General features: G+C 70.1%; 17 protein-coding genes. 13 read left to right on the forward strand and 4 right to left on the reverse strand.

The window, feature by feature from the left end; translation table 11 throughout:
- The first annotated feature begins 22 nt into the window (after nucleotides 1-22).
- The 8 genes from F4X11_05805 to F4X11_05840 all read left to right on the forward strand — a co-directional run bounded on the left by F4X11_05805 (nucleotide 23) and on the right by F4X11_05840 (nucleotide 12,131).
- Entirely contained in the window at nucleotides 23-862 is an 840-nt protein-coding gene (locus F4X11_05805) for a hypothetical protein (protein MYN64530.1), read from the forward strand.
- A 102-nt stretch (nucleotides 863-964) separates the two neighbouring features.
- A complete protein-coding gene (locus tag F4X11_05810) occupies nucleotides 965-2,317 on the forward strand; it encodes a glutamyl-tRNA reductase (GenBank protein MYN64531.1) in 1,353 nt (450 codons plus the stop codon).
- A complete protein-coding gene (gene hemC, locus F4X11_05815; GenBank protein ID MYN64532.1) occupies nucleotides 2,314-3,255 on the forward strand; it encodes a hydroxymethylbilane synthase in 942 nt (313 codons plus the stop codon). The genes F4X11_05810 and hemC overlap by 4 nt, the downstream gene beginning before the upstream one ends.
- Nucleotides 3,255-4,070: a uroporphyrinogen-III synthase gene (locus tag F4X11_05820; protein ID MYN64533.1), complete on the forward strand. Its 816-nt coding sequence runs from the start codon at nucleotides 3,255-3,257 to the stop codon at nucleotides 4,068-4,070. Before hemC ends, F4X11_05820 begins: the two co-directional genes overlap by 1 nt.
- Before the next feature lie 15 nt (nucleotides 4,071-4,085).
- Entirely contained in the window at nucleotides 4,086-5,123 is a 1,038-nt protein-coding gene (hemB, locus tag F4X11_05825; GenBank protein MYN64534.1) for a porphobilinogen synthase, read from the forward strand.
- Between the two features lie 43 nt (nucleotides 5,124-5,166).
- Entirely contained in the window at nucleotides 5,167-6,933 is a 1,767-nt protein-coding gene (locus F4X11_05830; protein MYN64535.1) for a CRTAC1 family protein, read from the forward strand.
- Nucleotides 6,870-8,534: a tetratricopeptide repeat protein gene (locus tag F4X11_05835; GenBank protein ID MYN64536.1), complete on the forward strand. Its 1,665-nt coding sequence runs from the start codon at nucleotides 6,870-6,872 to the stop codon at nucleotides 8,532-8,534. The genes F4X11_05830 and F4X11_05835 overlap by 64 nt, the downstream gene beginning before the upstream one ends.
- Nucleotides 8,535-8,792: 258 nt before the next feature.
- Nucleotides 8,793-12,131: a TonB-dependent receptor gene (locus tag F4X11_05840; protein MYN64537.1), complete on the forward strand. Its 3,339-nt coding sequence runs from the start codon at nucleotides 8,793-8,795 to the stop codon at nucleotides 12,129-12,131.
- Between the two features lie 91 nt (nucleotides 12,132-12,222).
- On the opposite strand, the gene F4X11_05845 is transcribed toward F4X11_05840, so the two are convergent.
- Nucleotides 12,223-13,572, reverse strand: a complete 1,350-nt coding sequence (locus tag F4X11_05845) for an ATP-binding protein (protein ID MYN64538.1) — start codon at nucleotides 13,570-13,572, stop codon at nucleotides 12,223-12,225.
- A gap of 295 nt (nucleotides 13,573-13,867) precedes the next feature.
- Here F4X11_05845 and F4X11_05850 point away from each other — a divergent pair, with 295 nt between their 5' ends.
- Both F4X11_05850 and F4X11_05855 read left to right on the forward strand, forming a co-directional pair.
- Nucleotides 13,868-17,143: a TonB-dependent receptor gene (locus F4X11_05850; GenBank protein ID MYN64539.1), complete on the forward strand. Its 3,276-nt coding sequence runs from the start codon at nucleotides 13,868-13,870 to the stop codon at nucleotides 17,141-17,143.
- A gap of 199 nt (nucleotides 17,144-17,342) precedes the next feature.
- Nucleotides 17,343-17,900, forward strand: a complete 558-nt coding sequence (locus F4X11_05855; protein MYN64540.1) for a Uma2 family endonuclease — start codon at nucleotides 17,343-17,345, stop codon at nucleotides 17,898-17,900.
- A gap of 31 nt (nucleotides 17,901-17,931) precedes the next feature.
- Here F4X11_05855 and F4X11_05860 read toward each other — a convergent pair whose 3' ends face one another.
- Complete coding sequence (locus F4X11_05860) at nucleotides 17,932-18,606, reverse strand: hypothetical protein (GenBank protein MYN64541.1); 675 nt, start codon at nucleotides 18,604-18,606, stop codon at nucleotides 17,932-17,934.
- A gap of 42 nt (nucleotides 18,607-18,648) precedes the next feature.
- Between F4X11_05860 and F4X11_05865 the strand changes: the two genes are divergently transcribed.
- A complete protein-coding gene (locus tag F4X11_05865; protein MYN64542.1) occupies nucleotides 18,649-20,604 on the forward strand; it encodes a tetratricopeptide repeat protein in 1,956 nt (651 codons plus the stop codon).
- 108 nt (nucleotides 20,605-20,712) lie between these two features.
- On the opposite strand, the gene F4X11_05870 is transcribed toward F4X11_05865, so the two are convergent.
- Both F4X11_05870 and F4X11_05875 read right to left on the reverse strand, forming a co-directional pair.
- Nucleotides 20,713-21,138 (reverse strand): cytochrome c, encoded by a 426-nt coding sequence (locus tag F4X11_05870; GenBank protein MYN64543.1) that lies wholly within the window; start codon nucleotides 21,136-21,138, stop codon nucleotides 20,713-20,715.
- Between the two features lie 65 nt (nucleotides 21,139-21,203).
- Nucleotides 21,204-22,244, reverse strand: a complete 1,041-nt coding sequence (locus F4X11_05875; protein ID MYN64544.1) for a class I SAM-dependent methyltransferase — start codon at nucleotides 22,242-22,244, stop codon at nucleotides 21,204-21,206.
- Nucleotides 22,245-22,274: 30 nt separating this feature from the next.
- Between F4X11_05875 and hemL the strand changes: the two genes are divergently transcribed.
- Nucleotides 22,275-23,567 (forward strand): glutamate-1-semialdehyde-2,1-aminomutase, encoded by a 1,293-nt coding sequence (gene hemL, locus F4X11_05880; protein ID MYN64545.1) that lies wholly within the window; start codon nucleotides 22,275-22,277, stop codon nucleotides 23,565-23,567.
- 22 nt (nucleotides 23,568-23,589) lie between these two features.
- Nucleotides 23,590-24,858 (forward strand): flavodoxin-dependent (E)-4-hydroxy-3-methylbut-2-enyl-diphosphate synthase, encoded by a 1,269-nt coding sequence (gene ispG / locus F4X11_05885; GenBank protein ID MYN64546.1) that lies wholly within the window; start codon nucleotides 23,590-23,592, stop codon nucleotides 24,856-24,858.
- Nucleotides 24,859-24,905 lie beyond the last annotated feature (47 nt).

Below are 24,905 nucleotides of genomic sequence, written 5' to 3' on the forward strand. Positions count from 1 at the left end.
CGGACCGCCGGGAGGGCTACCCATGAACGCCACGCCGCTCGCACTCTATCTGGTGGCGGGCGTGGCCTACGCCGTCCATTTCGGGACGCGCAGCCCCTCCTCCGGACGCGTTGCGACGGTGTCGCTGGTGTTCGGAGCCCTCGTGCACACCTTCATCATCGGCATGCAGACGATGCAGGTCGGCCACGTGCCGCTGGTCGGCACCACCGGCGCGATCTCGGCGTTCGTGTGGGTCCTCGCGCTCGCCTATCTCTATACCGAGATGACGACGGACGAACGGGCCATGGGAATCTTCATCGTCCCGCTGATGGTCGTCCTGCAGTTGATTCCGGCCATCAGCAACAACGTGGCGACCCGGCCGCCGGTGCTCGAGAGCCGCTGGTTCGAGATCCACGTGTTCTCGCTGCTCGTGGCGTACGCGACGTTCGCTCTCGCGTGCGTAATCAGCGTCACCTACGTGCTCCTCTTCAAGGAGCTCAAGGGCAAGCATCTCGGCGTCTTCTACGCCCGCCTGCCGTCGCTGCAGGTGCTCGACGGCATGAACGGACGCGCGGTCACGTTCGGCTGGGTGTTCCTGACCCTCGGACTGGCGGTCGGCGCCATCTGGCTGATCCAGGTGCAGCCTGGCGCCGCCGACCCCCGCGTGCAGGCGATGTCCCTTCTCGATCCGAAGATCTTCACCGTGCTGCTCTGCTGGCTGGTGTACACGTTCTCGCTGTACGCGCGGCGGGCGTTCGGTTGGGGAGGACGTCGTGCGGCCTGGCTGTCGACGGTCGGGTTCGCGATCCTGATGCTGAACTTCGTGCCGATAGGGTACTTCGGCACCAGCAGCCACAACTTCTACCAGGAGTCTGCGCCGTAGAACGGCGTAGACTTCTGGTCGGGCCCGGTTGGGCGGCAATCGGAGCCGCAGGCGACGATTGTCGGGCGGGGAGCGACTCCCGGCCCGCGCCGGACACGCGGTATGCATCTGTTTCTGCTCGGGGCGAGCCACCACAGCGCACCGGTCGATCTGCGGGAGCGGATCGACTTTGCCCGCCGCGGCATCCCGGAAGCGCTGGCGGCAATCGTGGAAACCACCGGTCTCGCCGAAGTGGTGGTCCTCTCGACCTGCAACCGCGCAGAAATATACGCGCATTCCGAGACTTCCGGGCGGCTGGCCGAGACGTTGGCGGGGTTCATGAGTGCGTTCCACGACGTGCCGGAACCGGAGCTGGCCCCGCACCTCTACAACCGCCAGGGCGGCGACGCGGCCCGCCACCTGTTCCGCGTGGTCGCCGGGTTGGATTCTCTGGTGGTGGGCGAGCCGCAGATCCTGGGCCAGGTCAAGGATGCCTTCTCCATCGCCGCGGAACGGGGATTCACCGGGGCGGCGCTGAACCGCCTGTTTCACACTTCCTTTACGGTCGGCAAGCGGGTGCGCAGCGAGACCGGGCTCGGCGAGGGCGCCGTCTCGGTCAGCTACGCGGCAATCTCCTTGGCGCGCAAGATATTCGGCGACCTCGCCGGCCGGCGGGCGCTGGTGGTCGGGGCGGGCGAGATGGCGGAGCTCACCGCCACGCATCTGCGTGCCCAGAACGTCGGGCGGATCGGCGTCGCCAACCGGAGTGCCGCGCGCGCCGCCGTTCTCGCCGCGACGGTCGACGGCGTGGCGGTGCCATGGGAAGGAATCACGGCCGAGCTGACGACCACCGACATCGTGCTCACCGCCACCGGGGCCCCCCGCTGGCTGCTCACCCGCGCGCAGGTCGCCGAGGCGATGCGGCCCCGGCGCGACCGGCCGCTGTTCATGATCGACATCGGCCTGCCGCGCGACGTCGAGCCGTCGGCCAGCGACGTGGAGCAGGTCTTCCTCTACAACATCGACGATCTGCAGTCGATAGTCCGGGACAACCTGGCGCGGCGGCAGACCCAGGTCGACCGGGCGGAGCTGATGGTGCGCGAGGAGGTCGACGGCTTCATGCGCTGGCTCCGCTCGCGCGGCGCCGTTCCCACGGTGGTTGCGCTAAGGAAACACTTCGAGCGGACGCGGCAACAGGAGCTGGAGCGGCTCGCGCCCAAGCTGGCCTCGCTGCCGCCGGCAGCGCGGACGCGCGTGGAGGAGGTCACGCGGCTGCTGGTGGAGAAGCTGCTGTCGTCGCCGACCCAGCAGCTCAAGGCCGCGCCGGACGAAGAGGCCGTGGCCGCCGACGCCGACACGCTCAGCCGGCTGTTCGGACTCGACGAGAGAGCGGCCGAGGAACGGCGTCGCACGCTGCGCGATCGCGAGCCGGCGGGCGCCACCACCGGACGCCCTCCGGCCCCGAGGAACCGGTGAGACGGCTGCGGGTCGGGACGCGCGGCAGCCCCCTCGCCCGCTGGCAGGCGGAAGCCGTGGCCGGCGCCCTCGTGCGTGCGGGGGCCCCCCCCGTCGAGCTGGTGCTCATCAGGACCAGCGGCGACCGCCTGTCCTCGAAGCCGATCTCCAGCACCGGAGGCAAGCGGCTGTTCGTCAAGGAGATCGAAGAAGCGCTGATCGACGGGCGGGTCGACCTCGCCGTCCACAGCGCCAAGGATCTGCCGGCCGAACGCTTGGCGGGGCTGAGCGTGCAGGCGGTGCTGCCGCGCGAGGACGCGCGCGACGCGGTCGTGGCGCCGCGGTCGTGCGAACGCCCCGCCGCGGACCCGGCAGCGATCTTCGCACCCGACCGGGCTCCGCGGGTCGGCACCGGCAGCGTGCGCCGAACCGCGCAACTGCGGCACGCGTATCCCCACCTCGAAGTCGCCCCGATCCGCGGCAACGTCGGCACGCGGCTCGACAAGCTCGAGGCAGGAGGCTTCGACCTGCTGGTGCTGGCCACGGCGGGGCTGGTGCGGCTGAACCTGGCCGCGCGCATCGCGGTCCGGCTGCCGTTCGATATCTGCGTCCCGGCCCCCGGCCAGGGGATCGTCTGCGCCGAGCACCGCGGCGACGACGGCGAGATGCGCGATCTGCTCTCGGCTATCGCGGATCGCGATGCCTCGGCCGCGCTGGAAGCGGAGCGCACGCTCGTCACCGCGCTGGGGGCGGACTGTCAGGTGCCGCTGGGAGCCGTGACGACCGTCGCCGGGGACGATCTGTTTCTGCGCGGCGTAGTCGCCTCGCCGGACGGGGCCAGGCTGGTGCGTCACGAGGCCAGCGGATCGCTGGCAGGCGCCGCCGATCTGGGTGCCCGGGTCGCGGCCGGGCTTCTGGCCGGGGGCGCCGGACCGTTGCTGGAGGCGGCCCGGACCTGATGGCTCACGAAACGCGACCGCTGGCCGGAAAGCGGATCCTGGTGACGCGCCCGCAGGCGCAGGCCCCCGAGCTGGCCGAGCGGCTGGACGCTCTGGGCGCCGAGTCGATCGAGGCGCCGGCGATCCGCATCGTTCCGCCGGACGACATGCAACCTCTCGACGACGCGTGCGCCGCCGCGGCTTCATTCGCCTGGATCGTGTTCACGTCGGCCAACGCCGTCGACGCCTTCCTGCAGCGCCTCGACGGCCCGGGCGGGGGTGACGGGAAGCTCGCGGGGGTTCAGATCTGCGCCATCGGTCCGGCGACCGCGGCACGGCTCGCGCGGCACGGACTGTCCGTGGATCTGGCGCCGGCCGACCATCGCGGCGAAGGCGTGAGCGATGCGCTCCGGGCTGCGCGCGACTTGCGCGGGACGCGCATCCTGCTGCCGCGGGCCGACATCGCACGGCCGCTCCTGCCCGATGCATTGCGGGCGGCGGGGGCCGCGGTGACGGAGGTCACCGCGTACCGCACGGTGGCCGCAACCGCATGGCCGGGGGCCGACGTACGCGAGCTGCTCGACCGGCGCAGGATCGATGCGGTGACGTTCACCAGCGCATCCGCCGTCCGCGCAGTCGCGCAGTCGCTCGGCGCGGTGCGGGCCGTCGAGCTGTTGCGCCCGACCGTCGTGGCGGCGATCGGTCCCGTCACGGCCCGGGCCGCCGAGCAGCTCGGGGTGGAGACGACGGTGATGCCGTCCACGTACACTACGCAGGCGCTCGCACAGGCGCTTGCGGACTATTTCACCGGAACGCCGGCAGCGCACTCCGCCTGAAACGGGGACCATGGCATGACTACCACCGCTGCTCCCTCGCCAGCGGGCGTCGCGCGGAAGCGGGCGCCCGACGAGACGCTGGACCTGCGCCGCCGCCCCCGGCGCCTGCGCCGGTCTGCCGCGATCCGCGGCATGGTGCGCGAAACGCGGTTCTCCCCCGACGGGCTGGTCTATCCCCTGTTCGTCTGCGAGGGCGAGGGCGTGCGGCGGGAGGTGCCGTCGATGCCGGGCGTGTACCAGTTGTCGGTCGATGAGGCCGTCGCCGAAACGGCCGCCGCCGCAGGCGACGGCGTGCGGTCGGTCCTGCTGTTCGGCCTGCCGCACGACGAGGACAAGGACGAGATCGGCAGCCCGGCGGACGATCCCGGCGCGCCGGTCCAGGCCGCGATCCGGGCCATCAAGGACGAGACGCCGGACATTCTGGTCGTGACCGACGTGTGCCTCTGCGAGTACACGTCGCATGGTCACTGCGGCATCGTCGACGGGGACGTCATCGTCAACGACGCCACGGTCGAACGGCTCGCACGCACGGCCGTCTCGCACGCGGAAGCGGGGGCCGACGTGGTCGCCCCCTCCGACATGATGGACGGGCGGGTCGGCGCGATCCGCGACGCGCTCGACGCCGCGCGCTTCACCGACGTCGCGATCATGAGCTACGCCGCCAAGTACTGCTCGGCCTACTACGGCCCGTTCCGCGACGCGGCCGACTCGGCGCCCGCGTTCGGCGATCGGCGGACCCACCAGATGGATCCGGCCAACGTGGAGGAGGCCCTGCGCGAGGTGGCGCTCGATCTGGAGGAAGGCGCCGACATCGTCATGGTGAAGCCGGCGCTGCATTACCTGGACGTCATCGCGCGGGTCAAGGAGGAGTTCGGCTACCCGACCGCGGCCTACCACGTCAGCGGCGAGTACGCCATGCTGAAAGCGGCCGCCCGCAACGGTTGGCTGGACGAGGACCGGGCGCTACGGGAAATGCTCACCGCCATCACGCGCGCCGGGGCCGACATCGTCATCACCTACTACGCGCGAGTGGCCGCCCGCATGCTGGACTGATGGACACCGAAGGCCAGCGGGCGTAATCTGACCGCCGTTCCCGATGTACTCGACTGCCCGTCGCTCGGCGACCTGCTCTCTGCTAGCCGTGTGCCTGTCTGCCTGCGGCCCCGATCCGGCCGCGCGGCCGGATTCCGACGCAGAGCCCGCCGCCTCGTCGGAGTCCGACGTGGAGTGGTTCGTGGATCGGGCCGCCGAGACCGGACTCGACTTCGTGCACTTCAACGGGATGACCGGCAGGTTCTACCAGCCCGAGATGGCCGGACCGGGCGCCGGGCTGTTCGACTACGACAACGACGGCGACCTCGACGTGTACCTCGTGCAGGGCGATCGGCTGGGCGACGGCGAGCCGCTGCTCCCGCCGCCCGCGGATCAGCCGCCCGGCGACCGGCTCTACCGCAACGATCTGGAGATCGCGGCCGACGGCGAGCGCCGGCTCCGGTTCACCGACGTGACCGACGAGGCGGGCGTCGCGGCAAGCGGCTACGGCATGGGCGTCGCGGCCGGCGACATGGACAACGACGGCTGGACCGACCTGTACCTGACCCGCTTCGGGCGCAACCGGATGCTCCGCAACCGGGGCGACGGCACCTTCGCCGACGTCACCGAGCGGAGCGGCACGGGCGATCCCGGATGGGGAGTTCCGGCGTCGTTCTTCGACTACGACCGGGACGGCCGGCTCGATCTGTTCGTCGGCAACTACCTCGGCTACACGCTGGCGGGCCACACGCAGTGCTACGACCGGGCCGGCGCACCCGACTATTGCGCGCCGGAGACGAACCGGCCGCATCCCGACGTCCTCTACCGCAACCGGGGGGACGGCACCTTCGAGGACGTGACCGCGGCGGCCGGGATGGGCCGCGAGTTCGGGCCGGCCCTCGGCTCGGCAACGGCCGATTTCGACGGCGACGGCTGGCTCGATCTCTTCGTGGCCAACGATCAGCGCGAGAACCAGTTGTGGATGAACCGGCGCGACGGCACCTTCCGCAACCGCGCGCTGTCCGCGGGAGCGGCGCTCGGCGCGGGCGGCAACGCCAAGGCCGACATGGGGGTCGACGCCGGCGATTTCGACAACGACGGCGACGAAGACCTCTTCATCACGGAGCTGTCCGGCCAGGGCAGCACCCTGTACGTGAACGACGGCGGCGGCCTGTTCCGGGATCGGAGCGCCGGGCTCGGCATCCGCGCCCCGAGCCTGCCGTACACCGGCTTCGGAACGGCCTGGACCGACATCGACAACGACGGCTGGCTCGACATCGTCGCGGTGAACGGCGCCGTCGTCCTGAACTTCGAGACGTTCGGACCGGACAACCCGTTCGCGCTCGACCAGCGCAACCAGGTGTTCCGCAACACGGGCGGCGCCGGTTTCGAGGCGGCCACCGATCGCGCCGGCTCGGTGTTCGAGCTGTCGGAGGTGAGCCGCGGCGCCGCCTTCGGCGACATCGACAACGACGGGGACACGGATGTGCTGGTGGCCAACGCGGCCGGCCGCGTGCGCCTGCTGCTGAACCGGGTCGGCAACCGCCGCCACTGGCTGGGCCTGCGGCTCGTGGGCGCCAATCCCCGCAGGGACATGCTCGGCGCGCGCGTGGAGGCAGTACTTCCCGACGGCACGACGCGCTGGCGCCGCGCCCGCGCCGACGGCAGCTTCGCGTCCGCGAACGATCCGCGGGTGCTGCTCGGCCTCGGCGAATCGGCCGCCGTCTCGCTCGTGCGCGTGTTCTGGCCGGACGGCGAGGTCGAAGAATGGACGGACCTGGCGATCGACCGCTACGCAACCCTGCAACAGGGAGGAGGCCGGACGCGATGAACCACGGGCTGCTGGGCGCGACGATAGGCCTCCTCGTCCTGGGCGGCGGTTGCACGCCCGCCGGCGAGACGCCGTCGTCCGCGCCGACCGGCGGCGCCGGCGTGACGGCCCCGCCGCCGTTCGTCATGCCCGACCTCTCGGGGCTTCCGGAGGCGGTCCGGGAACAGGTACGGCAGCGGCACGACGCCCTGCGGCGCGCCGAGGAGTCCGGCGCCGCGATCGCCCGCGGAAACGCCTACGGCGACCTCGGCCTCATCCTCATGGCCACCCGCTTCTACGAGGCCGCGGAGATCGCGTTGGGTCACGCACGGGCGCTCGCGCCGCGGCGCATGCGGTGGCCGTACTACCTCGGGCAGCTCTACCGGACGACCGGCGACCAACCGCGCGCCGTCGAGCTCTTCGAGCACGCCGTCGACCTCGATCCGACCTATCTCGCGGCGCTCGTTCGCCTCGGCGAGCTGTATCTCGACGAGGGCCGGGCGGAGGACGCGGAGCCGCTCTTCGAGCAGGCGCTGGCGATCGACCCGGCGTCCGCGCCTGCGCTGTCCGGCATCGGCCGCGCGGCGTTGGCGCAAGGCGCGACCGCGCGAGCCATCGAGTACCTGGAGCGCGCACTGGCGGTGGGGCCCGCGGCCTGGGACATCCACTACAACCTGGCGACGGCGTACCGCGACGCGGGGCGGCCGGACCGGGCCGAGGAGCACCTGAACCAGCGCGGCGGCGACCCGCCGGAGCCGCCGGACCCGCTCATGCAGGCGTACGAGGCGCTGCTGAGAAGCCCGCGCAACTACGAGACCCGCGGCGTCGCGGCGATGCAGGACGGCCGCACCGCCGACGCGGTCGAGATCTTCCGGGAAGGAATCGCGGAGACGCCGGACGACGCATCGTTGCGCCAGCAGCTCGGAACCGCGCTCTTCGCCACCGGCGATGCCGACGGCGCCGCCGAGCAGTTCGAGTCGGCGCTGCGCCTGGACTCCACGCAGGCCCGGGCCCATGCCGGCCTGGGAACGCTGGCGAGCATGGGCGGCCGGCAGGCCGAGGCCATCGAGCACTTCACGGCAGCGGTCCGACACGATCCGGACTACCTGGAGGCGCGGCTCGGACTGGTGGATGCGTATCGCGCCGCCGGACGCGCGGAGGACGCGCTGGCCGAGCTGGACCGGGCGATCGAGATCGCACCCGGATTCGCCGACGTCTGGCTGGCGCGGGGGTTGCTGCTGGTCCAGCTCGGCCGCTACCGGGAGGCGCGCGAGCGCCTGGACGAAGCGCGCACCGTCCACCCGGGACACCCCGGACTGACCGACCTGCTGGTCCGCGTGCTCGCCGCCGCGCCGGACCCCGGCGCCCGCGACGGCCGCCGTGCAATCGCGCTCGTCGAGCCGCTGCTCCGGGCGCCTCCCAACCCGACCCTGGACGAGACCGTGGCGATGGCGCTCGCCGAGGCGGGCCGCTACGCCGAGGCGGCCGAACGCCAGCGCCGCGCGATCGCGGCCGCCGAAGAGGCGGGGTACCCCGAGGTCGCCCGCGCGATGACCGGCGTGCTCGGCCTCTACGAGCGGAACCGACCGTCCCGCGCGCCGCTGGGAGGACCGCAACCCTGACAGCCCGGGTGCCAGCGGGATCCGGATCCGTGGATCAGAATCCAGGGAACCGAATTCCGTCTATCGACGGTGCCCGACCGGCCACGGCGCAGGACCCAAGGACAGGACCGTAAACAGGGACATCGGTCCACTCTGCCCAGCAACGCCACCCTGCTCCGCACTTCGGCACGACAATTGCTGTATACTGCGCCGTCTCGCGTGCGTTCATCGCCGGCATGACGCCGGCAGTCCCGCACCACAGAGGAGGACACACTCGTTATGCGACTTGTGAAATCGTTGCTTGTCGGGACGGCCGTGGTGCTGTTGCCGGCGGGCGCTCTCGCCCAGAGCGCGTTGACGGGCGAAGTCACCGACAACACGGGCGGCGTCCTGCCGGGCGTCACCGTGGAAGCGGCCAGTCCGGCCCTGATCGAGGGATCGCGCCTCGCGATCACCGACGGCACCGGCCGCTACAACATCATCGACCTGCGCCCGGGCATCTACAGCGTCACCATGACGTTGCCCGGCTTCTCGACCTTCGTGCAGGAGGGCATCGAGGTCCAGGCGTCGACCAACGTCACCATCAACGGCGCGTTGTCGGTCGGCGCCCTCGAGGAGACCGTCACGGTCTCCGGCGAGGCCCCCATCGTCGACGTGCAGAGCGCGGCCCGCACGGAGGTCATCCAGCGCGACGTCATCGACGCGCTGCCGACCCCGCGCAACACGCAGTCCATCGGCTACCTCGCGCAGGGCGTGCGGCTCACCCGGCCGGACGTCGGCGGGGCGCAGATGATGGAGCAGGTCCGCATGTCGGTGCACGGGGCCACCCCGCGCCACACGACGATGCAGGTCGACGGCATGATCGTCAACTCGCAGATGGGCGACGGCCTGATCATGAACTACAACAACCAGGCGCTGAGCCAGGAGATGGCGATGACCACCTCCGGCAACAACGCCGAGGTTGCGGCGGGCGGCCTGCGCCTGAACATGATCCCGAAGGACGGCGGCAACCAGCTCGCCGGTACGAACTACATGGGCTTCACGCTGAACGAGGGCTGGCAGGCCGACAACTTCACCCAGCAGATCCAGGACCTCGGCCTGACCTCGAACCAGGGCGTCACCAACATCCACGACATCAACCCGGCGATCGGCGGCCCGATCCTGCAGGACAAGCTGTGGTACTTCACGTCGGCCCGCGCCATCTCGGTCGACGAGCTCTTCGCCGGCGCCTTCCAGCCGACCCTGCGCACCGACGTCGGCCCCGAGGTCATCCAGGACTACTTCAAGCGCGGCGCCAAGATCACCTGCGAGGACCCGAACAGGAGCATCGGCTGCGTCGGGGACCACCCGGCGATAGCTTCCGCCGAGCGGGCGGTCGCCGAGCAGCACGTCCGCAGCGTCCTGCTGCGCCTGACGTCGCAGGTCTCGCAGCGCAACAAGGTGTCCGCGTACCTCGACCGCATCTTCAAGTGGAAGAAGCGCGAGTTCTCGACCACCCGCGAGCCGATCCAGGCGGCCGGCTTCCGCGATCCGGGCCAGGCGAACTACCACACGTTCCAGGCCAAGTGGACGTCGACCATCAGCAGCCGCGCGCTGCTCGAGGTCGGCTACTCGCAGGTCTACGAGCGGCTGCTCATCGCCAGCCAGCCGGAGTCGGCGCTGCGGGAGGTGTTCCCGGACAACATCCCGCTGCCGAACCTGCGGGCGGATACGCCGGGCAACCTGCGCACCTGCATCGCCACTCCCTGCTACTGGGACGCCGGCTACCCCCAGACCGGTCCGTGGTTCGCCAACGCGGTCATCGGCGACCTGTCGACCGGCCTGCAGACCAACAACTACTGGGGCGACATCTGGATCACCCCCTCCGACCGCCGCTACCCGAACGCGGCGCTGTCCTACGTCACCGGCTCGCACAACTTCAAGGTGGGCGTGCAGTGGTCGTTCGGCAACGACGGCGACACCCGCAACCGGCTGGGCCACCTGAACATGCGCCCGTACGGCGGACTCCCGCAGCCGTGCGATCCGGATCCGTCGGTGCCGTGCGAGGATCGGCACGGAATCGATGCGCTCAACTACCCGACGAGCTGGAACACGACCGTGCGGGCGGATCGCGGCTTCTACGTGCAGGACACCTGGACGCTCGACCGGCTGACGATCAACGCCGGTGTGCGGTACGACCACTTCGAGTCGCTGATCAACACGTTCCGCACCGGCGGCAACCTGCAGGGCGGCCGCTTCATCAGCCAGCGGGCGGCCCCGGAGATCCCGGCAACGCCGTACTGGAACGACATCGTGCCCCGCGTCAGCGCGACGTACGACCTGTTCGGCGATGCGCGGACGGCGCTGAAGTTCTCGATGAACAAGTACATGCGGCCGTACGCCAGCGGCCACGGCGAGCGGTACTCGCCGTATCGCGAACGGAGTGACCGCCGCGACTGGTTCGACTGCGTGCTGAACCCGGCCATCCACCAGACCGGTGGGGTCGGCAACCCGCGCGGCGACTGCGCCACCGCGGCCGACCTCGCCGGCCTGCCCGCATCGCCCGACTTCTACCTGAGCACGAACTACGACGGCATCGTTCAGGACCACGAGATCGGCCTGCGGAACAACACGACCACGTTCCGGGAGGGCGGGCTCGCCGTTCCCGACTCCCAGCCCCACCCCGACCTGCAGCGCGAGTACAACTGGGAGTACAACGCCGGCATCCAGCACGAGCTGCTGCCGCGCGTATCGCTGAACGTCGGCTGGTACCGCCGCGTGTTCGGCGACATCGAGGCGCGGAGCAACGCGGCGCTGCAGACCTGCAACGTCGCGACCGCGCAGGCCGGCGTGCCGTGCGGAAGCTGGATCCCGTTCCAGGTGAATTTCGACGATCCGGACGGCCACGTGGCGCGTCTGCGCGGGCTCGGCCAGAACATCTCGATCACGCAGCCGAACTTCCTGGCGTTCGACCTCGATCCGGCCTACCGCGGCCTGGTCAACAACCTCGACATCACCTCGGACATCAACCGCAACTACTACAACGGCTTCGAGGTGAGCATGAACGCCCGGCTGCCGAACGGCGGCAACGTCTTCGGCGGCTGGACCGCGAGCCAGCACATCCAGGACACCTGCGGTCTGGTGGTGGATCCGAACGGCGTCAGCATCGAGGATCCGATCCGCGGCGCCGACGAGGGCATCCGCCGGGGCGGCCGCTGGTGCGACCAGAGCGCACTGGGGATGCCGTTCCGCCACGACTTCAAGCTGTTCGGCGCCTATCCGCTGCCGGGCGACTTCGAGTTCAGCGGATCGATCCAGGCCTACTCGGGCGGCGAGCGCGAGCTGACCTGGTCGGTGCCGTCCAGCTACTTCCCGGGCGGCGTGCGGACGCGGGGCGCCACGGTCCAGTTGTTCCAGCCGGGCACGAACTTCCTGCCCTACTGGACGCAGGTGGATATCGCGCTGCGCAGGATCTTCCGCTTCGGCGGCGTCGAGTCGTCCGTGCAGGCCGACATCTACAACCTGATGAACAAGGCCGTGGTCGTCGACGAGACCGAGTCGTACGGCGGCTCCTGGGGCCGGCCGACGCGCCTGCTGCAGGGTCGTCTGCTGCGCATGGCGTTCCAGGTGAACTGGTAGATCGACGTTCGGCTCAAGGCTGAGCCGTTTCTCCGGGGCCGGTGGGGGACCTCCCCCACCGGCCCTTTTCTTTGCTCCGTACCTTCGCGAATCACGCAAGGCGGACGTGGTGCTCGTCGTCGGCGTCGGTCCGACTGATGACGAGGTAGCGGTGCGACATGGCCGCGAACGGAGCGACGGCGCGCGCCTTCTCCCGCAACCGCCAGACGACGCGCGCCACGTCGACGGATCTCCCCCACTTGCACTCGACGAACGCGGCGCGTTCGCCGGCCGCATCGACGGCGACCAGATCAATCTCGGTACGGGAGTCCCAGTAGCGGCCTACCCGCAACGGCTGCCAGCCGAGCAGCCGTTGCCAGTTGCCGATCAGGTGCTGGCGACAGATGTCCTCGTAGGGCGGACCCATGAACGTGTCCAGGTCGGGGAGCACGACCGACTCGAGCACCTGCCGGCTCCGGCCGGCCTCCAGGGCCGAGCGGTTGGGGTAGACATACCGGAACCAGAAGCGCAGGAACGGGTCGGCCAGGCGGTACAGGCTCCGGCGCGAGCGTTCCGGCCTGGGCTCGGTCACCGGCGTCTCCCGGCGGACGAAGCGCAGGCGCCGCAGCGTGTCGAGGTACTTGCCGGCGCTGGCGTGGGCGATCCCGGCGTCCTGGGCGATCTCGTTCGGGCGGGTCTTTCCTACCGCCAGCGCGTGCAGGATGGCGAAGTAGGCGCCCGGATCGCGGAGCTCCTCCCGGACGAGGAACTCGGGCTCGGCATACAGCGGCCCGGCCGGCGACAGCGCGAGGGCATGCGCCGCCTCGCCCGGGGACTCGTGACGCGCGACCTGCTCGGCATAAGCCGGCACGCCGCCGAAGAGGCCGTAGGCCACGGCGCGGCGTTCGAACGACCAGCCGGGATGGAAGTCGGCAACCTCGTCGAAGGACATCGGCCGCACTTCGAGCTGCGCCGTGCGACGCCCGTAGAGCGGCGCCCGCGGGTCCGCTACCGCGGCATCCAGGACCGAGAAGGAAGACCCGGTAAGGAAGAGCTTGACCGCACCATCGTGGCCGTCCCAGGCGTGCTGCAGCAACGAGTCGATGCCCGGAACACTGCGCTGGAGATACGGCAGCTCGTCGAGAACCAGCGGGATCTCCATGCGGCCGCAGCGCTCCACGGCGTACTCGACAGCTTCGCTCCAACCGGAAAACCGGGTGCGCGCCAGCAGCGAATCGTCGAGCGTACGCGCCAACTCGCGCGTGAACAACCGCAGCGCCTCCGGCGCGGTGCTCATGGGGCACGCGAAGAACGCGAGGGGCCTGCCGGCGCCGAACTGTCTCAACAGCGCCGTCTTGCCGAGTCTGCGCCGCCCGTAGATGACGAGCAATTCCCGCCGGTCCGACGCCGCGAGCCGATCGAGCAGGGCCAGCTCGCTCACACGATTGACGAATCTATACACTGGCCAAGAATAACATGTGCATGACTCGCATTCTCATGAGTAACATTCTCATGACACCGTACATGTCCGGCGCCGACGACACCCTGCGGGCGACCGCCGCCCGTGACGCTCGGCCTCAGGGTGCCAGCGGCAGCATCCGGACACGTGACAGAGACTTGACCTTCCGCCGTCAGGTGCTACGCTTGGCGCGATAGCGCATCGTCCGCCTCGGCGTCCGTCGTCGTCCGAACTCGTCTGTCGTTGTCGTCGTCGCTTTCCGTCGTTCATCGACCGTTCTGCGTGATGGCAGGCGTTCATGGCGGAGAAATCGACGTTCGCGCAACCGCATTCACGAGGAGGAGAGATGACAGTCGTCAAGTGCGCGCGCGGCGCGTTGGCCGCGTTCATCGTGCTGACCTTGGCTCCCGCGGCGCTCGCCCAGAGCTCGATCACCGGCGAGGTCAGCGACAACACCGGGGGCGTCCTGCCTGGCGTCACCGTGGAAGTCTCCAGTCCGGCACTGATCGAGGGGAGCCGCGTCGCGGTTTCCGACGGCACCGGCCGCTACACCGTCATCGATCTGCGCCCTGGCACCTACACCGTCACGATGAGCCTGCCGGGCTTCTCGACCTTCGTGCAGGAAGGCCTGGAGCTGCAGGCGAACTTCACGCTGACGGTCAACGGAGCGCTGTCGGTCGGCGCGCTCGAGGAGACCGTCACGGTCTCGGGCGAGGCGCCCGTGGTCGACGTGCAGAGCGCGGCCCGGACCGAGGTCCTGCAGCGCGACACCATCGACGCGCTGCCGACCCCGCGCAACACGCAGTCGATCGGCTACCTGGCGCAGGGGGTCCGGCTGACCATCCCGGACGTCGGCGGCGCCCAGATGATGGAGCAGGTGCAGATGATCTCGCACGGCGCCAACTCCGACCACTCCGTCATGCAGGTCGACGGCATGATGGTCAACGCGGAGCTGGGCGACGGCCGGATCATGAACTACAACAACCAAGCGCTGAGCCAGGAGATGGCGGTCAGCACCTCGGGCAGCCCGGCGGAGGTCTCGGCCGGCGGGCTCCGGCTGAACATGATCCCCAAGGACGGCGGCAACCAGTTCAGCGGGTCGAACTACATCGGCTTCACCGACGGCGGGTGGCAGGCGAACAACCTGACGCCGGAGCTGAACCAACTGGGACTCGAGTCGACGCAGGGCGTGTCGAACATCCACGACGTCAATCCGGCCATCGGCGGCCCGATACTGCGGGACAAGCTGTGGTACTTCACCTCGGTCCGCGGCATCTCGGTCGACGAGCTGTGGCCCAACGCGTTCGTCCCCACGTTCCGGCAGGGCGCCAGCCAGCAGGAGATCGAGGAGTACTTCCGCACCTTCGACAAGGACCATCCGGCCGTCGAGAGCCGCGAGGACGCCATCGTGGAGCAGTACGTCCGCAGCGCGCTGTTCCGCGTGACGTCGCAAGTCTCCCAGCGCAACAAGGTGAGCGCGTACCTCGACCGGATCTTCAAGTTCAAGGCCCGCGAGTTCTACGGCAACACCGAGCCGATCCGGGCGTCGAGCCACCGTGACCCCGAGTTCGGGAACTATCACACGGCCCAGGCGAAATGGACGTCGACGATCAGCAGCCGCGCGCTGCTCGAGGTGGGCTACTCGCAGGTCTACGAGCGGCTGCGGCTCGGTTACCAGCCGAACACGCCGATCGAGGCAGGGGGCGCCGGGAGGCAACTGCAGCATCCGAAGCCGGACGACCTGATGACCTGCATCCACACGCCCTGCTACCACCCGCTGAGCTACGACCAGACGCGGGGTTGGTTCGACGACGTCCGCTTCTACGACCGGGGCACGGGGCTGACGACCCATGCCTACACCTACGACATCCTGGTCACGCCGGCCGACCGGCGCTACCCGAACGCGTCGTTCTCGTACGTCACCGGCTCGCACAACTTCAAGGTCGGCATGCAGTGGTCGATGAGCAACGGCGGCGTCGGCTTCGACGGCAACGGCAGCCTGCTGGCGCGATTCAACGAGGGCGTGGCCGAGGAGGTCAGCGTCTACAACCTGCCCGCCTACTACAACACCTACGTGCGGGCAGACCGCGGCATCTACGCCCAGGACACCTGGACGATCGACCGACTCACCATAAACGCCGGTGTCCGCTTCGAGCAGTTCCAGTCCGGGAACGACACCTACCGTGCCGGCGCCGGCATCGGCGGCGGCCGGTTCATCGGCGCACGCCTGTTCAACGCGCGGGACCAGAAGCCGTTCTGGAACGACATCGCGCCGCGGTTCAGCGTGGTCTACGACCTGTTCGGCGACGCGCGGACGGCGCTGAAGTTCTCCGTGAACCGCTTCATGAAGCCGTGGACCAACGGCTTCGGGCGACGCTACCATCCCATCTCGCTGCAGTCGGACACCCGCGACTGGTTCGACTGCGCCCTGCACCCCGACGTCCACAGCGGCGGCGCGGCGCGTTGCGCGACGGCGGCCGATCTCGCCGCGCTGGGGATGCCCGACTACACCGGGACCAATGGCGACTTCATCGCGCAGGACCACGAGATCGGCACCGTGGGCACCAACGCCGTCGTCTTCACCAGCGGCGAGCTGGCGCAGGTGGGCCAGCGCCCCGACCCCGACCTGCAGCGCGAGTACAACGTCGAGTGGACGGGCAGCGTCCAGCACGAGATCGCCCCGCGCGTCTCGCTGACCGCCGCCTACTACCGGCGGGTCTTCTACGACATCGAGCATGCCGAGAACCGCGCCCTGCGAGGCTGCGACGTCTCGACCGCACAGGCAGGCGTCCCGTGCGGCGACTGGATCCCGTTCAACGTCACGTTCGACGATCCGGGCGGGCGGCTGGCGTACCTCGGCAGCATCGGTCAGGCGCCGACGCTGGCGGACACGTCGTTCCTGGCGTTCAATCGGGACCCGGCGACGCGGACCCTCAAGGACATCGTCCACGTCAACTCCGACATCAACCGCAACTACTACAACGGGTTGGAGCTGAGCCTGCAGGCGCGGCTGCCGAACGGCGGCACGCTGTTCGGCGGCTGGACGATGCACCAGCACGTGCAGGACACCTGCGGCCTCACCCAGAACCCGAACGGCGTCAGCGAGCGGGACATGATCGACCGCAACCGGACGACGCTGCGCGGCGGCCGATTCTGCGATCAGAGCGCGCTGGGCATCCCGTTCCGCAACGACTTCAAGCTGTTCGGCGCCTACCCGCTGCCGGGCGACTTCGAGTTCAGCGGATCGATCCAGGCCTACTCGGGCAACGAGCGCGAGATGCGCTGGACCATCACCGACGCCTACTTCCCCGGCGGCAACCTGACGGACAACCAGCCGGTACAGATGTTCGCGCCGGGCACCAACTACTTCGGCTACTGGACCCAGGTCGACTTCGCCATCCGGCGGCTCTTCCGGGTCGGCAACTGGGAGTACTCGGCGCAGGTCGACATCTACAACGCGCTCAACGCGAGCGCCATCATCAGCGACAACGACTCCTACGGGTCGGGCTACGCGACACCGACGCGGCTGCTGCAGGGCCGCCTGGCGCGCGTGGCCTTCCAGGTGAAGTGGTAGGAACGGTCTCCACGTCGAGCTCTGCGTATCGCCTGCGGCCGGTGGGGCAGGTTCCCACCGGCCATTTTCTTGCGGACCGACGAATCCGTTCCGTCACGAAGAGCTGCAAACCGCAACGGATGCGGCCGCGTCGAGTCGGGCCGGGGACGCGGTATGATGGTCCTTGAGATCGAGCGGCGGTACCAGGGGACACACCCAAGTGGCCACGGCGCAACCCGTCTTCAAGTTCAGGTACGAGGACTACCGGACCGCGCCGCCGGACAAGCGCTACGAACTGCTGGACGGAGAGTTGCTCTTGAACCCGGCGCCGAACCTGAAGCACCAGAGCGTGCAGGTTCGACTGGGAAGCAGGCTCGGCCGATTCGTCGAAGAGAAGGCGCTGGGCTATTTCTTCTTCGCCCCCTGCGACGTGGTGCTGTCCGACACCGACGTCGTGCAGCCGGACCTGCTGTTCGTCTCCCACGCTCGCGCGCACCTGCTGATTGGCGGCGACAACGTGCAGGGAGCACCCGATCTGGTGGTCGAGATCCTGTCTCCCACAACCGCCGAGAGAGACCGCGGCTACAAGCGGGCGCTCTATGCGAAGCACGGGGTGAAGGAGTACTGGCTGGTCGACCCGGCGGCCGAGACCGTATCGATCCTGCGCCCGCGAGCCGGCGCACTCGAAGTGGCGCGCACGTTCGGGCGCAACGAGACACTGCGCTCTCCCCTGCTCGCCAGCTTCCAACTCGACCTGGACGACGTCTTCTCGTCGTGAGCGTGGGCCCGGAATCCCCGAGACGCCCCGACTATTCGATCTCGAACGGAATACGCAGGCCGACGTCCCCACCGACGGCCAGTTCGTAGCTCCCGCTTGCCCAACGGCCGGCGGGTGAGGCGAAGAACAGGTACCCCTGCACGCACCGGTACTGGTTCACGTCCGCGAGCGAACGCCGGACGCCATTGTCCACGAAGAACTGCAGCCTGTTCGCGCATTCGCTCGGCGATCGGTTGGCGCCGCCCCGGAGCTGAAGCAGCAACGGCAGCAGGCTGGTGCGTTGGCGACGATAGGTTCGTTGGGAGATCAGCGGCGTCCGAGACCCGTCAGGATGCAAGACCTCGACGTCGTCCGGCCGGAACGTCATCGCCTCTCCCACCCTGCCCTGGATCGCCAGGTCGATGGCCAACCATTTCGGATCGTGATCGCGCGGAAAGTAGTAGCGGGCTACCCAGGCGCGCAAATGGCAGTCATTGAATCCCGTCACGCCGAGATTGATTCGAAACCACTTGCCGGGTTCCGAACAATCGTGGGCATCGACCCCGGCAACCGACAGGACGGCGACGAGCGAGAACGCCGCCAGTGCGCCCGCTACGCGAGCCTGCGTATGGCCAACCGACGCGCGCCGGAATACTTGCCGCACCTGCCCAGCATAGTTTCGCCGGCGTGGCAAGTCCATGCAGCCCGCTACGCGGAAGGAGCCCACCGAACGCGACGCCCATCGACGACCTGAAGTACCCTGTCGGACATGCACCGTGCTGCGTTGCCGGCTGCGGCGTTAGCGGTGACGAGCCTCATCGCTACCGGATGCGGGACGCCATCCGCTCCCGAACCGCCTGCCTCGGACGGCTCGGCGGAAACGCTGCCGGCCGGACCGATCACCTTCACGCGCCACGTGGCCCCGATCGTCTTCGAGCACTGCGCGACGTGCCACCGCCCCGGCGGCTCGGGCCCGTTCACACTGCTGAGCTACGATGACGTCGCCCGCCGCGCCCGACAGATCGCCGAGGTCACGACGAGCGGCTTCATGCCGCCGTGGCTGCCGGAGCCGGGCTTCGGCGAGTTCGTCGGCGAGCGGCGCCTGACAGACACGCAGATAGCGACCTTGGCCGCATGGGCCGAGTCGGGCACCGAGGAGGGCGACGCATCCGATCTCCCGGAGCCGCCCGCCGCCACCGACGGCTGGGCGCTGGGCGAACCGGACCTGACGGTGTCGCTGCCAGCCCCGTATACGCTGCCGGCGGACGGGCCCGACGTCTTCCGCAACCTCGTCATGCCCCTGCCGGTCGGCGAGACACGCTGGGTCAAGACGGTGGAGTTGCGCCCGGGCAACCCGCGGTTCGTGCACCACGCCATCATGGCGGTCGACGACACGACGTCGTCACGTCGCCGGGAGGCCGAGGAGGCCGAGCAGCCGGGAGAGCCCGGTTTCAGCGGCATGGAGATGGGCCTGGCATTCATGCCGGACGGGCACCTGATGGGCTGGACTCCGGGCATGGCCCCGAACCCCGGCATCGACGGACTCGCCTGGCGCCTCGACCCCGGCACCGACTTCGTCCTGCAGCTCCACATGCTGCCGTCGGGCCGCGCGGAGACCATCGCGCCGGTGGCCGGCTTCCACTTCGCGGACGCGCCGCCGTCGGGGCCGCCCCTCTATCTGATCCGGCTGGACGCGGACCACCTGCTCGACATCCCACCGGGCGCTGCCGACTTCGTCGTCTCCGACGCCGTCGAGTTGCCGATCGACGTCGAGTTGCACGCCGTCTATCCCCACGCGCACTATCTGGCGAAGTCCATGGAGGGCAGGGCGACGCTGCCCGACGGCGGCGAGCGGTGGCTGATCCGCATCGACGAGTGGGACTTCGACTGGCAGGACGTCTACCGCGTGCGCGAGCCGTACCTGCTGCCGGCCGGCACCACGCTCTCGATGCGATTCACCTACGACAACTCGGCCGACAATCCGCGCAATCCCAACGATCCGCCCCGGCGGGTGCGGGCCGGCAATCGATCGTCGGACGAGATGGCGCACCTGCAACTCCAGGTGCGGCCGCGCCGCGCCGCCGACCTGGTATTGCTGCGGGAGTCGCTCTATCGGCACGCGATCCGCAGGAACCCGGCGAATCCGTGGTCGTACTACGAGCTCGGCAACGCCCTGCTGGAGCAGGATCGCCTGGACGAGGCGGCGCGGCAGTACCTGGCCGGCCTGGGCGCCGATCCGACGCACGTGCCGTCGCGCACCAGCCTGGGCGCGGTGCGCGAGCGCCAGGGCCGGCTGGACGAGGCGGCGGCGGAATTCCGAACCGTGGTGGAGCTGGATCCCGGCTACGCCGACGGACACTTCAACCTGGGCAGCGTGCGGCTAGCCCAGGGCCGGCTGGAGGACGCGGCCGGCCATCTCCGCGAGGCGCTCGCGCTGGAGCCCGACCATGCGGCGGCGCACACGAACCTGGGGTACACGCTGCGCGAGCTCGGCCGGCTCGACGAGGCGGTGACCCACCACCGCGAGGCCCTGCGGCTGCAGCCCGGCTCGGCCGAGGCCCACAACAACCTGGGTAGCGTCCTGGCGATGGGCGGCCTTCTGGACGAGGCGATCGACCAGTTCCAGCGCGCGCTACGCCTGCAGCCCGACCACGTCCCGGCGCGCCAGAACCTGGAGCTGGCCCGCGAAATCGCGGCCGAGCTGGAGCGGGCCGGACTGCGCTGAAGCGAGCAGGCCTCCGGGGCCCGGCCCGGAAACCGTCACCTTGCGGCTCCGCCTTGCCCCGCAGCCAAGCCTCGCCGGGAGTCTGCCGCCGTGCTACGGCGCGGGCTCCTACTCGATGCGGATGGGATCGCCCTGGTTGGCGATATCGATCGCGAGCTCGTCCTCCCCGGCCGGATAGTCGTTGGACTGCAGGATGAACGCGATGACGTCGTTCAACTGCCGCGCCGTCAGGCGTCCCGGCGCGTCCTGCGGCATCGTCGCGTTCGTGAAGTCCGCGAACTCCCACAGCGTCGCGCCGCTCCACCCGCCGATGAAGCCGGAGCCCTTCAGGCCGGGCGCCATCTCTCCGCCGAACAGGTCGGCAGCGTGGCAGGCGGCGCATTGCTCGCGGTACGCGGTCCGGCCGCGGGTCGCCTGCTGGTCCGTGTAGACGCCGTCGTTGATGGTGCGGTCCTGCGCCGCCGCCGGAACCGACAGCCCCGCAACGACAACCGCCGCCGCACAAAGGACGAAAGCGAACCGACGTGTGATCATGTCCTCAACTCCCGGCGTTCATTCTCTCATATTCGCCGTGAACCGGAGGTGCCCCCCCGTCGGACTCAGCGCTTTTCGGCGAGCACGTCGAAGTCCCGGCCGAGAGCCAGGGAACCGGGCAGGGCGTCCAGCCGCTTCACGAGACGGCGATAATGGTAGTAGGGCCGCCAGCCGCGGATGCGCCGCCGGCACGCGGCGATCTCCGCGTCGATCCGGGCCGCCTTGTCTTCGCGCCGCTCCGGCCCGATCCCTGCTGCGGCGTGCTGCGCGGTTCCCGCGCCCGCCGTCAGATCCGTGCGCCGCATCCCGCGTGTGCCATCGCTCCAGCCGGGAATGGCGCCGAGCGCGCGCAGACCCCGGCGTATTCCGATGGATCGAACGCGCAGCACGCGGAACCCGACGTCCTCGAACAGCCGCAGGAGCTGCGCCCGCGAGAAGAACGACAGGTGCCCCTGGTCGAGAACCGGCACGTCACCGGGCGCCAGCCTCTCCGCGGCGCGTTGCAGGGGGCGCACGTCGGCCTCACCGTTCGGGGTGACGACGCGCAGCCGCGCGCCCGGCCGCATGATCCGCCGGGTCTCCTCCAGGTGCCGGCGCGGGTGCGTCACGTGCTCCAGCAAGTCCTTCTGCAGCACGTAGTCGAACGCCGCCGCCGGCAGGCAGGCCTCCTCCAGCGTGCCCCGGTGCACCCTGGCGTCGAACCGGTCGCGGGCGTACCAGGCGCCGAACGTCGAGATCTCGACGCCTTCCACCTCCCAGCGGGTGATGGGCATGAGCGATGCGAGCAGGAATCCGAGGGCGCTGCCGACCTCGAGGAAGCGGCCTGCCGGGCGGAGCCGCAGCAGCTCGCGAGCGAGAAAGAACGCGTCGCGATCGTACCGCTGCCGCTGGCGGGCGTACCCTCCGAAGCCGTGCGTCGCGGTCGAATCGAAGTAGTCGGCGCCGTACAGGACGTCGAGCGCGGCCGGCGAGAGGCGGGGGCGTACCTGCCGGACCCCGCAGCCGCCGCACCGATGCAGCCAGACCGGGCCGACGCCGGGCAGTCCGGCCTCCACGAGCGGGCTCATGCGACCGGCCGCGCCGCAGACGTCGCACGGATCCACCATGCCGGGGGCATGATATCTTTCGCTTCGCCGATGCCACAGTCCGAATCCTCCCGTTTGTTCAACCGCGCGCGCCGGGTCCTGCCCGGCGGCGTCAACAGCCCCGTGCGCGCCTTCGGCGCGGTCGGCGGCCGGCCCCCTTTCATCGAGCGGGCGCGGGGCGCACGCCTGTACGACGTCGACGGGCGCAGCTACGTCGACTACGTGATGTCCTGGGGTCCGCTCATCCACGGGCACGCCCCGCCCGAGCTGACGCGCGTGCTGCGGGCCGCTACGGGTCGCGGCACCAGCTTCGGCGCCCCCACCGCGCAGGAGGTCGAGCTCGGCCGGCTCGTTTGCCGCCTGGTTCCGTCCATCGAGCGCGTGCGGTTCGTGAACTCGGGCACCGAAGCCACGATGAGCGCCATCCGCGTCGCCCGCGCGGCCCCCGGCCGCGACCGCATCGTGAAGTTCGCCGGCTGCTACCACGGCCACGGGGACGCCTTCCTGGTGCAGGCGGGTTCGGGAGCCACCACGCTCGGCGTTCCGACCAGCCCCGGCGTCGCCCGCGCCACCGCGGCCGACACGCTGATCGCGACCTACAACGACGTCGAATCCGTCGACCGCCTCTGCTCCGCTCACCGCGACGCCATCGCCGCCGTCATCGTCGAGCCGATCGCCGGCAACATGGGGGTGGTGCCGCCGGCTCCCGGCTTCCTCGACGGGCTGCGCGACCTCTGCGATCGGCACGGCAGCGTGCTGATCTTCGACGAGGTCATCTCGGGATTTCGCGCGTCGAAGGGCGGCGCGCAGGCGGTCCACGGGGTGAAGCCGGACCTGACCTGCCTCGGCAAGATCATCGGCGGCGGCCTGCCGGTGGGCGCCTACGGCGGACGGGCCGACCTTATGGATCGCGTATCCCCGGCCGGGCCCGTCTACCAGGCCGGAACCCTGTCGGGCAATCCCCTGGCGATGACGGCCGGGATCTGGGCGCTGTCGAAGCTGTCGGCGCCGCTGTACCGCAGGCTGGACAAGCTCGGGAGCCGTCTGGCGGACGGGCTGCGGGACGCCGCCCGCGAGGCCGGGGTGCCCCTCACGGTCAACGCCGCCGGCTCGGTGCTCACCCCTTTCTTCAGCGCCGGACCGGTGACGGACTACGTCTCGGCGACCGCGGCCGACACCGACGCGTACGCCGCGTTCTTCCGCGCCATGCTCGAGCGGGGCGTCTACCCGCCGCCCTCGCAGTTCGAGGGCTGGTTCCTCTCGGACGCCCACACCGAGCGCGACGTCGATCGCACGGTGCGGGCGGCCCGCCAGGCGCTGGCCGACGTCCGGCCGGCCGCGTAGCCGGAAGCGCCGGCTTGGTATCATGCGCGCAGTGACGACCGAGATCCGTCTGCACCGCACCACGCCGGTGCCGGTCGGCGGCGTGCAGATCGGCGGCGGCGCGCCGGTGGCGGTGCAGTCGATGACGCTGACCGACACCGCCGACGCGGCGGCGACTGCCGCGCAGTGCATCGAGCTGGCCGGCGCGGGGTCCGAGCTGGTGCGCGTCACCGTCAACCAGGACGACGCGGCGCGCGCCGTGCCGGAGATCAAGCAGCGCATGCTGGACGCCGGCTGCACGGCGCCGCTCATCGGCGACTTCCACTACAACGGCCATCTGCTGCTGACCCGGCACCCGGCCTGCGCGGTGGCGCTCGACAAGTACCGCATCAATCCGGGCAACGTCGGGACGGGCCGGCGCCGCGACGAGCAGTTCTCCACCATCTGCGCGGTGGCCCGCGATTGCGGCAAGCCCGTGCGCATCGGCGTCAACGGCGGCTCCCTGAACCAGGAGCTCGTCATGGCGAAGATGCAGGAGAACACCGATCGCGATCTCGGCCGAACGTCGGAAGACATCATCAACGAGTGCATGGTGGTGTCCGCCCTCGAATCGACCGCGCTGGCCCTCGACAGCGGCCTGCGCGACAGCCAGATCATCCTCTCGGCCAAGGTGTCCCGGCCCCGCGATCTCGTCGCCGTCTACCGCGCGCTGGCCGCGCAGACGTCGCAGCCGCTGCACCTCGGGCTGACCGAGGCGGGCATGGGCGTGAAGGGACTCGTGTGGTCGGCGTCGGCCATGGGCATCCTGCTGCACGAAGGCATCGGCGACACGATCCGGGTGTCGCTGACGCCGCGCCCGAACGGCGATCGGCGCGAGGAGGTCTACGCCGCATGCGAGCTGCTGCAGGCGCTCGGACTGCGGTCGTTCGCGCCGAGCATCACCGCCTGCCCCGGCTGCGGCCGAACCACCAGCACGACGTTCCAGGAGCTGGCGGAGCGCATCCAGGGCTACGTGCGCGGGATGATGCCGACCTGGAAGACGGACTACGAAGGCGTCGAGGAGATGACCGTGGCGGTCATGGGCTGCGTCGTCAACGGCCCGGGCGAATCGAAGGCGGCCAATATCGGGATCAGCCTGCCGGGCACGGGCGAGGAGCCGACCTGCCCGGTCTACGTGGACGGCCGACACGCGACGACGCTGCGCGGCTCCTACGACGAGCTCTCCGAGGCCTTCCGCCGTCTGATAGACGATTACGTCGAAGAGAAGTACGCCAGGAAGCCGGTGGCGTCACCCTGGCAGTCTGCGCCGTAGAACGGCGTAGACTTCCAGCCCGGCCCGGTTGGGCAGCAAGCGGAGCC

Source organism: Acidobacteriota bacterium (assembly GCA_009861545.1).
Classification (GTDB): domain Bacteria; phylum Acidobacteriota; class Vicinamibacteria; order Vicinamibacterales; family UBA8438; genus WTFV01.

Bases quoted from the DNA above. Each gene is read 5' to 3' on its own strand.
- F4X11_05865 (MYN64542.1), top strand. From the start codon at position 18,649: ATGCACCGTGCTGCGTTGCCGGCTGCGGCGTTAGCGGTGACGAGCCTC.
- F4X11_05810 (MYN64531.1), top strand. From the start codon at position 965: ATGCATCTGTTTCTGCTCGGGGCGAGCCACCACAGCGCACCGGTCGAT.
- F4X11_05840 (MYN64537.1), top strand. From the start codon at position 8,793: ATGCGACTTGTGAAATCGTTGCTTGTCGGGACGGCCGTGGTGCTGTTG.
- hemL (MYN64545.1), top strand. From the start codon at position 22,275: ATGCCACAGTCCGAATCCTCCCGTTTGTTCAACCGCGCGCGCCGGGTC.
- F4X11_05850 (MYN64539.1), top strand. From the start codon at position 13,868: ATGGCGGAGAAATCGACGTTCGCGCAACCGCATTCACGAGGAGGAGAG.
- F4X11_05820 (MYN64533.1), top strand. From the start codon at position 3,255: ATGGCTCACGAAACGCGACCGCTGGCCGGAAAGCGGATCCTGGTGACG.
- F4X11_05875 (MYN64544.1), bottom strand. From the start codon at position 22,244: ATGGTGGATCCGTGCGACGTCTGCGGCGCGGCCGGTCGCATGAGCCCG.
- F4X11_05870 (MYN64543.1), bottom strand. From the start codon at position 21,138: ATGATCACACGTCGGTTCGCTTTCGTCCTTTGTGCGGCGGCGGTTGTC.
- hemB (MYN64534.1), top strand. From the start codon at position 4,086: ATGACTACCACCGCTGCTCCCTCGCCAGCGGGCGTCGCGCGGAAGCGG.
- ispG (MYN64546.1), top strand. From the start codon at position 23,590: ATGCGCGCAGTGACGACCGAGATCCGTCTGCACCGCACCACGCCGGTG.
- F4X11_05835 (MYN64536.1), top strand. From the start codon at position 6,870: ATGGACGGACCTGGCGATCGACCGCTACGCAACCCTGCAACAGGGAGG.
- F4X11_05830 (MYN64535.1), top strand. From the start codon at position 5,167: ATGTACTCGACTGCCCGTCGCTCGGCGACCTGCTCTCTGCTAGCCGTG.
- F4X11_05805 (MYN64530.1), top strand. From the start codon at position 23: ATGAACGCCACGCCGCTCGCACTCTATCTGGTGGCGGGCGTGGCCTAC.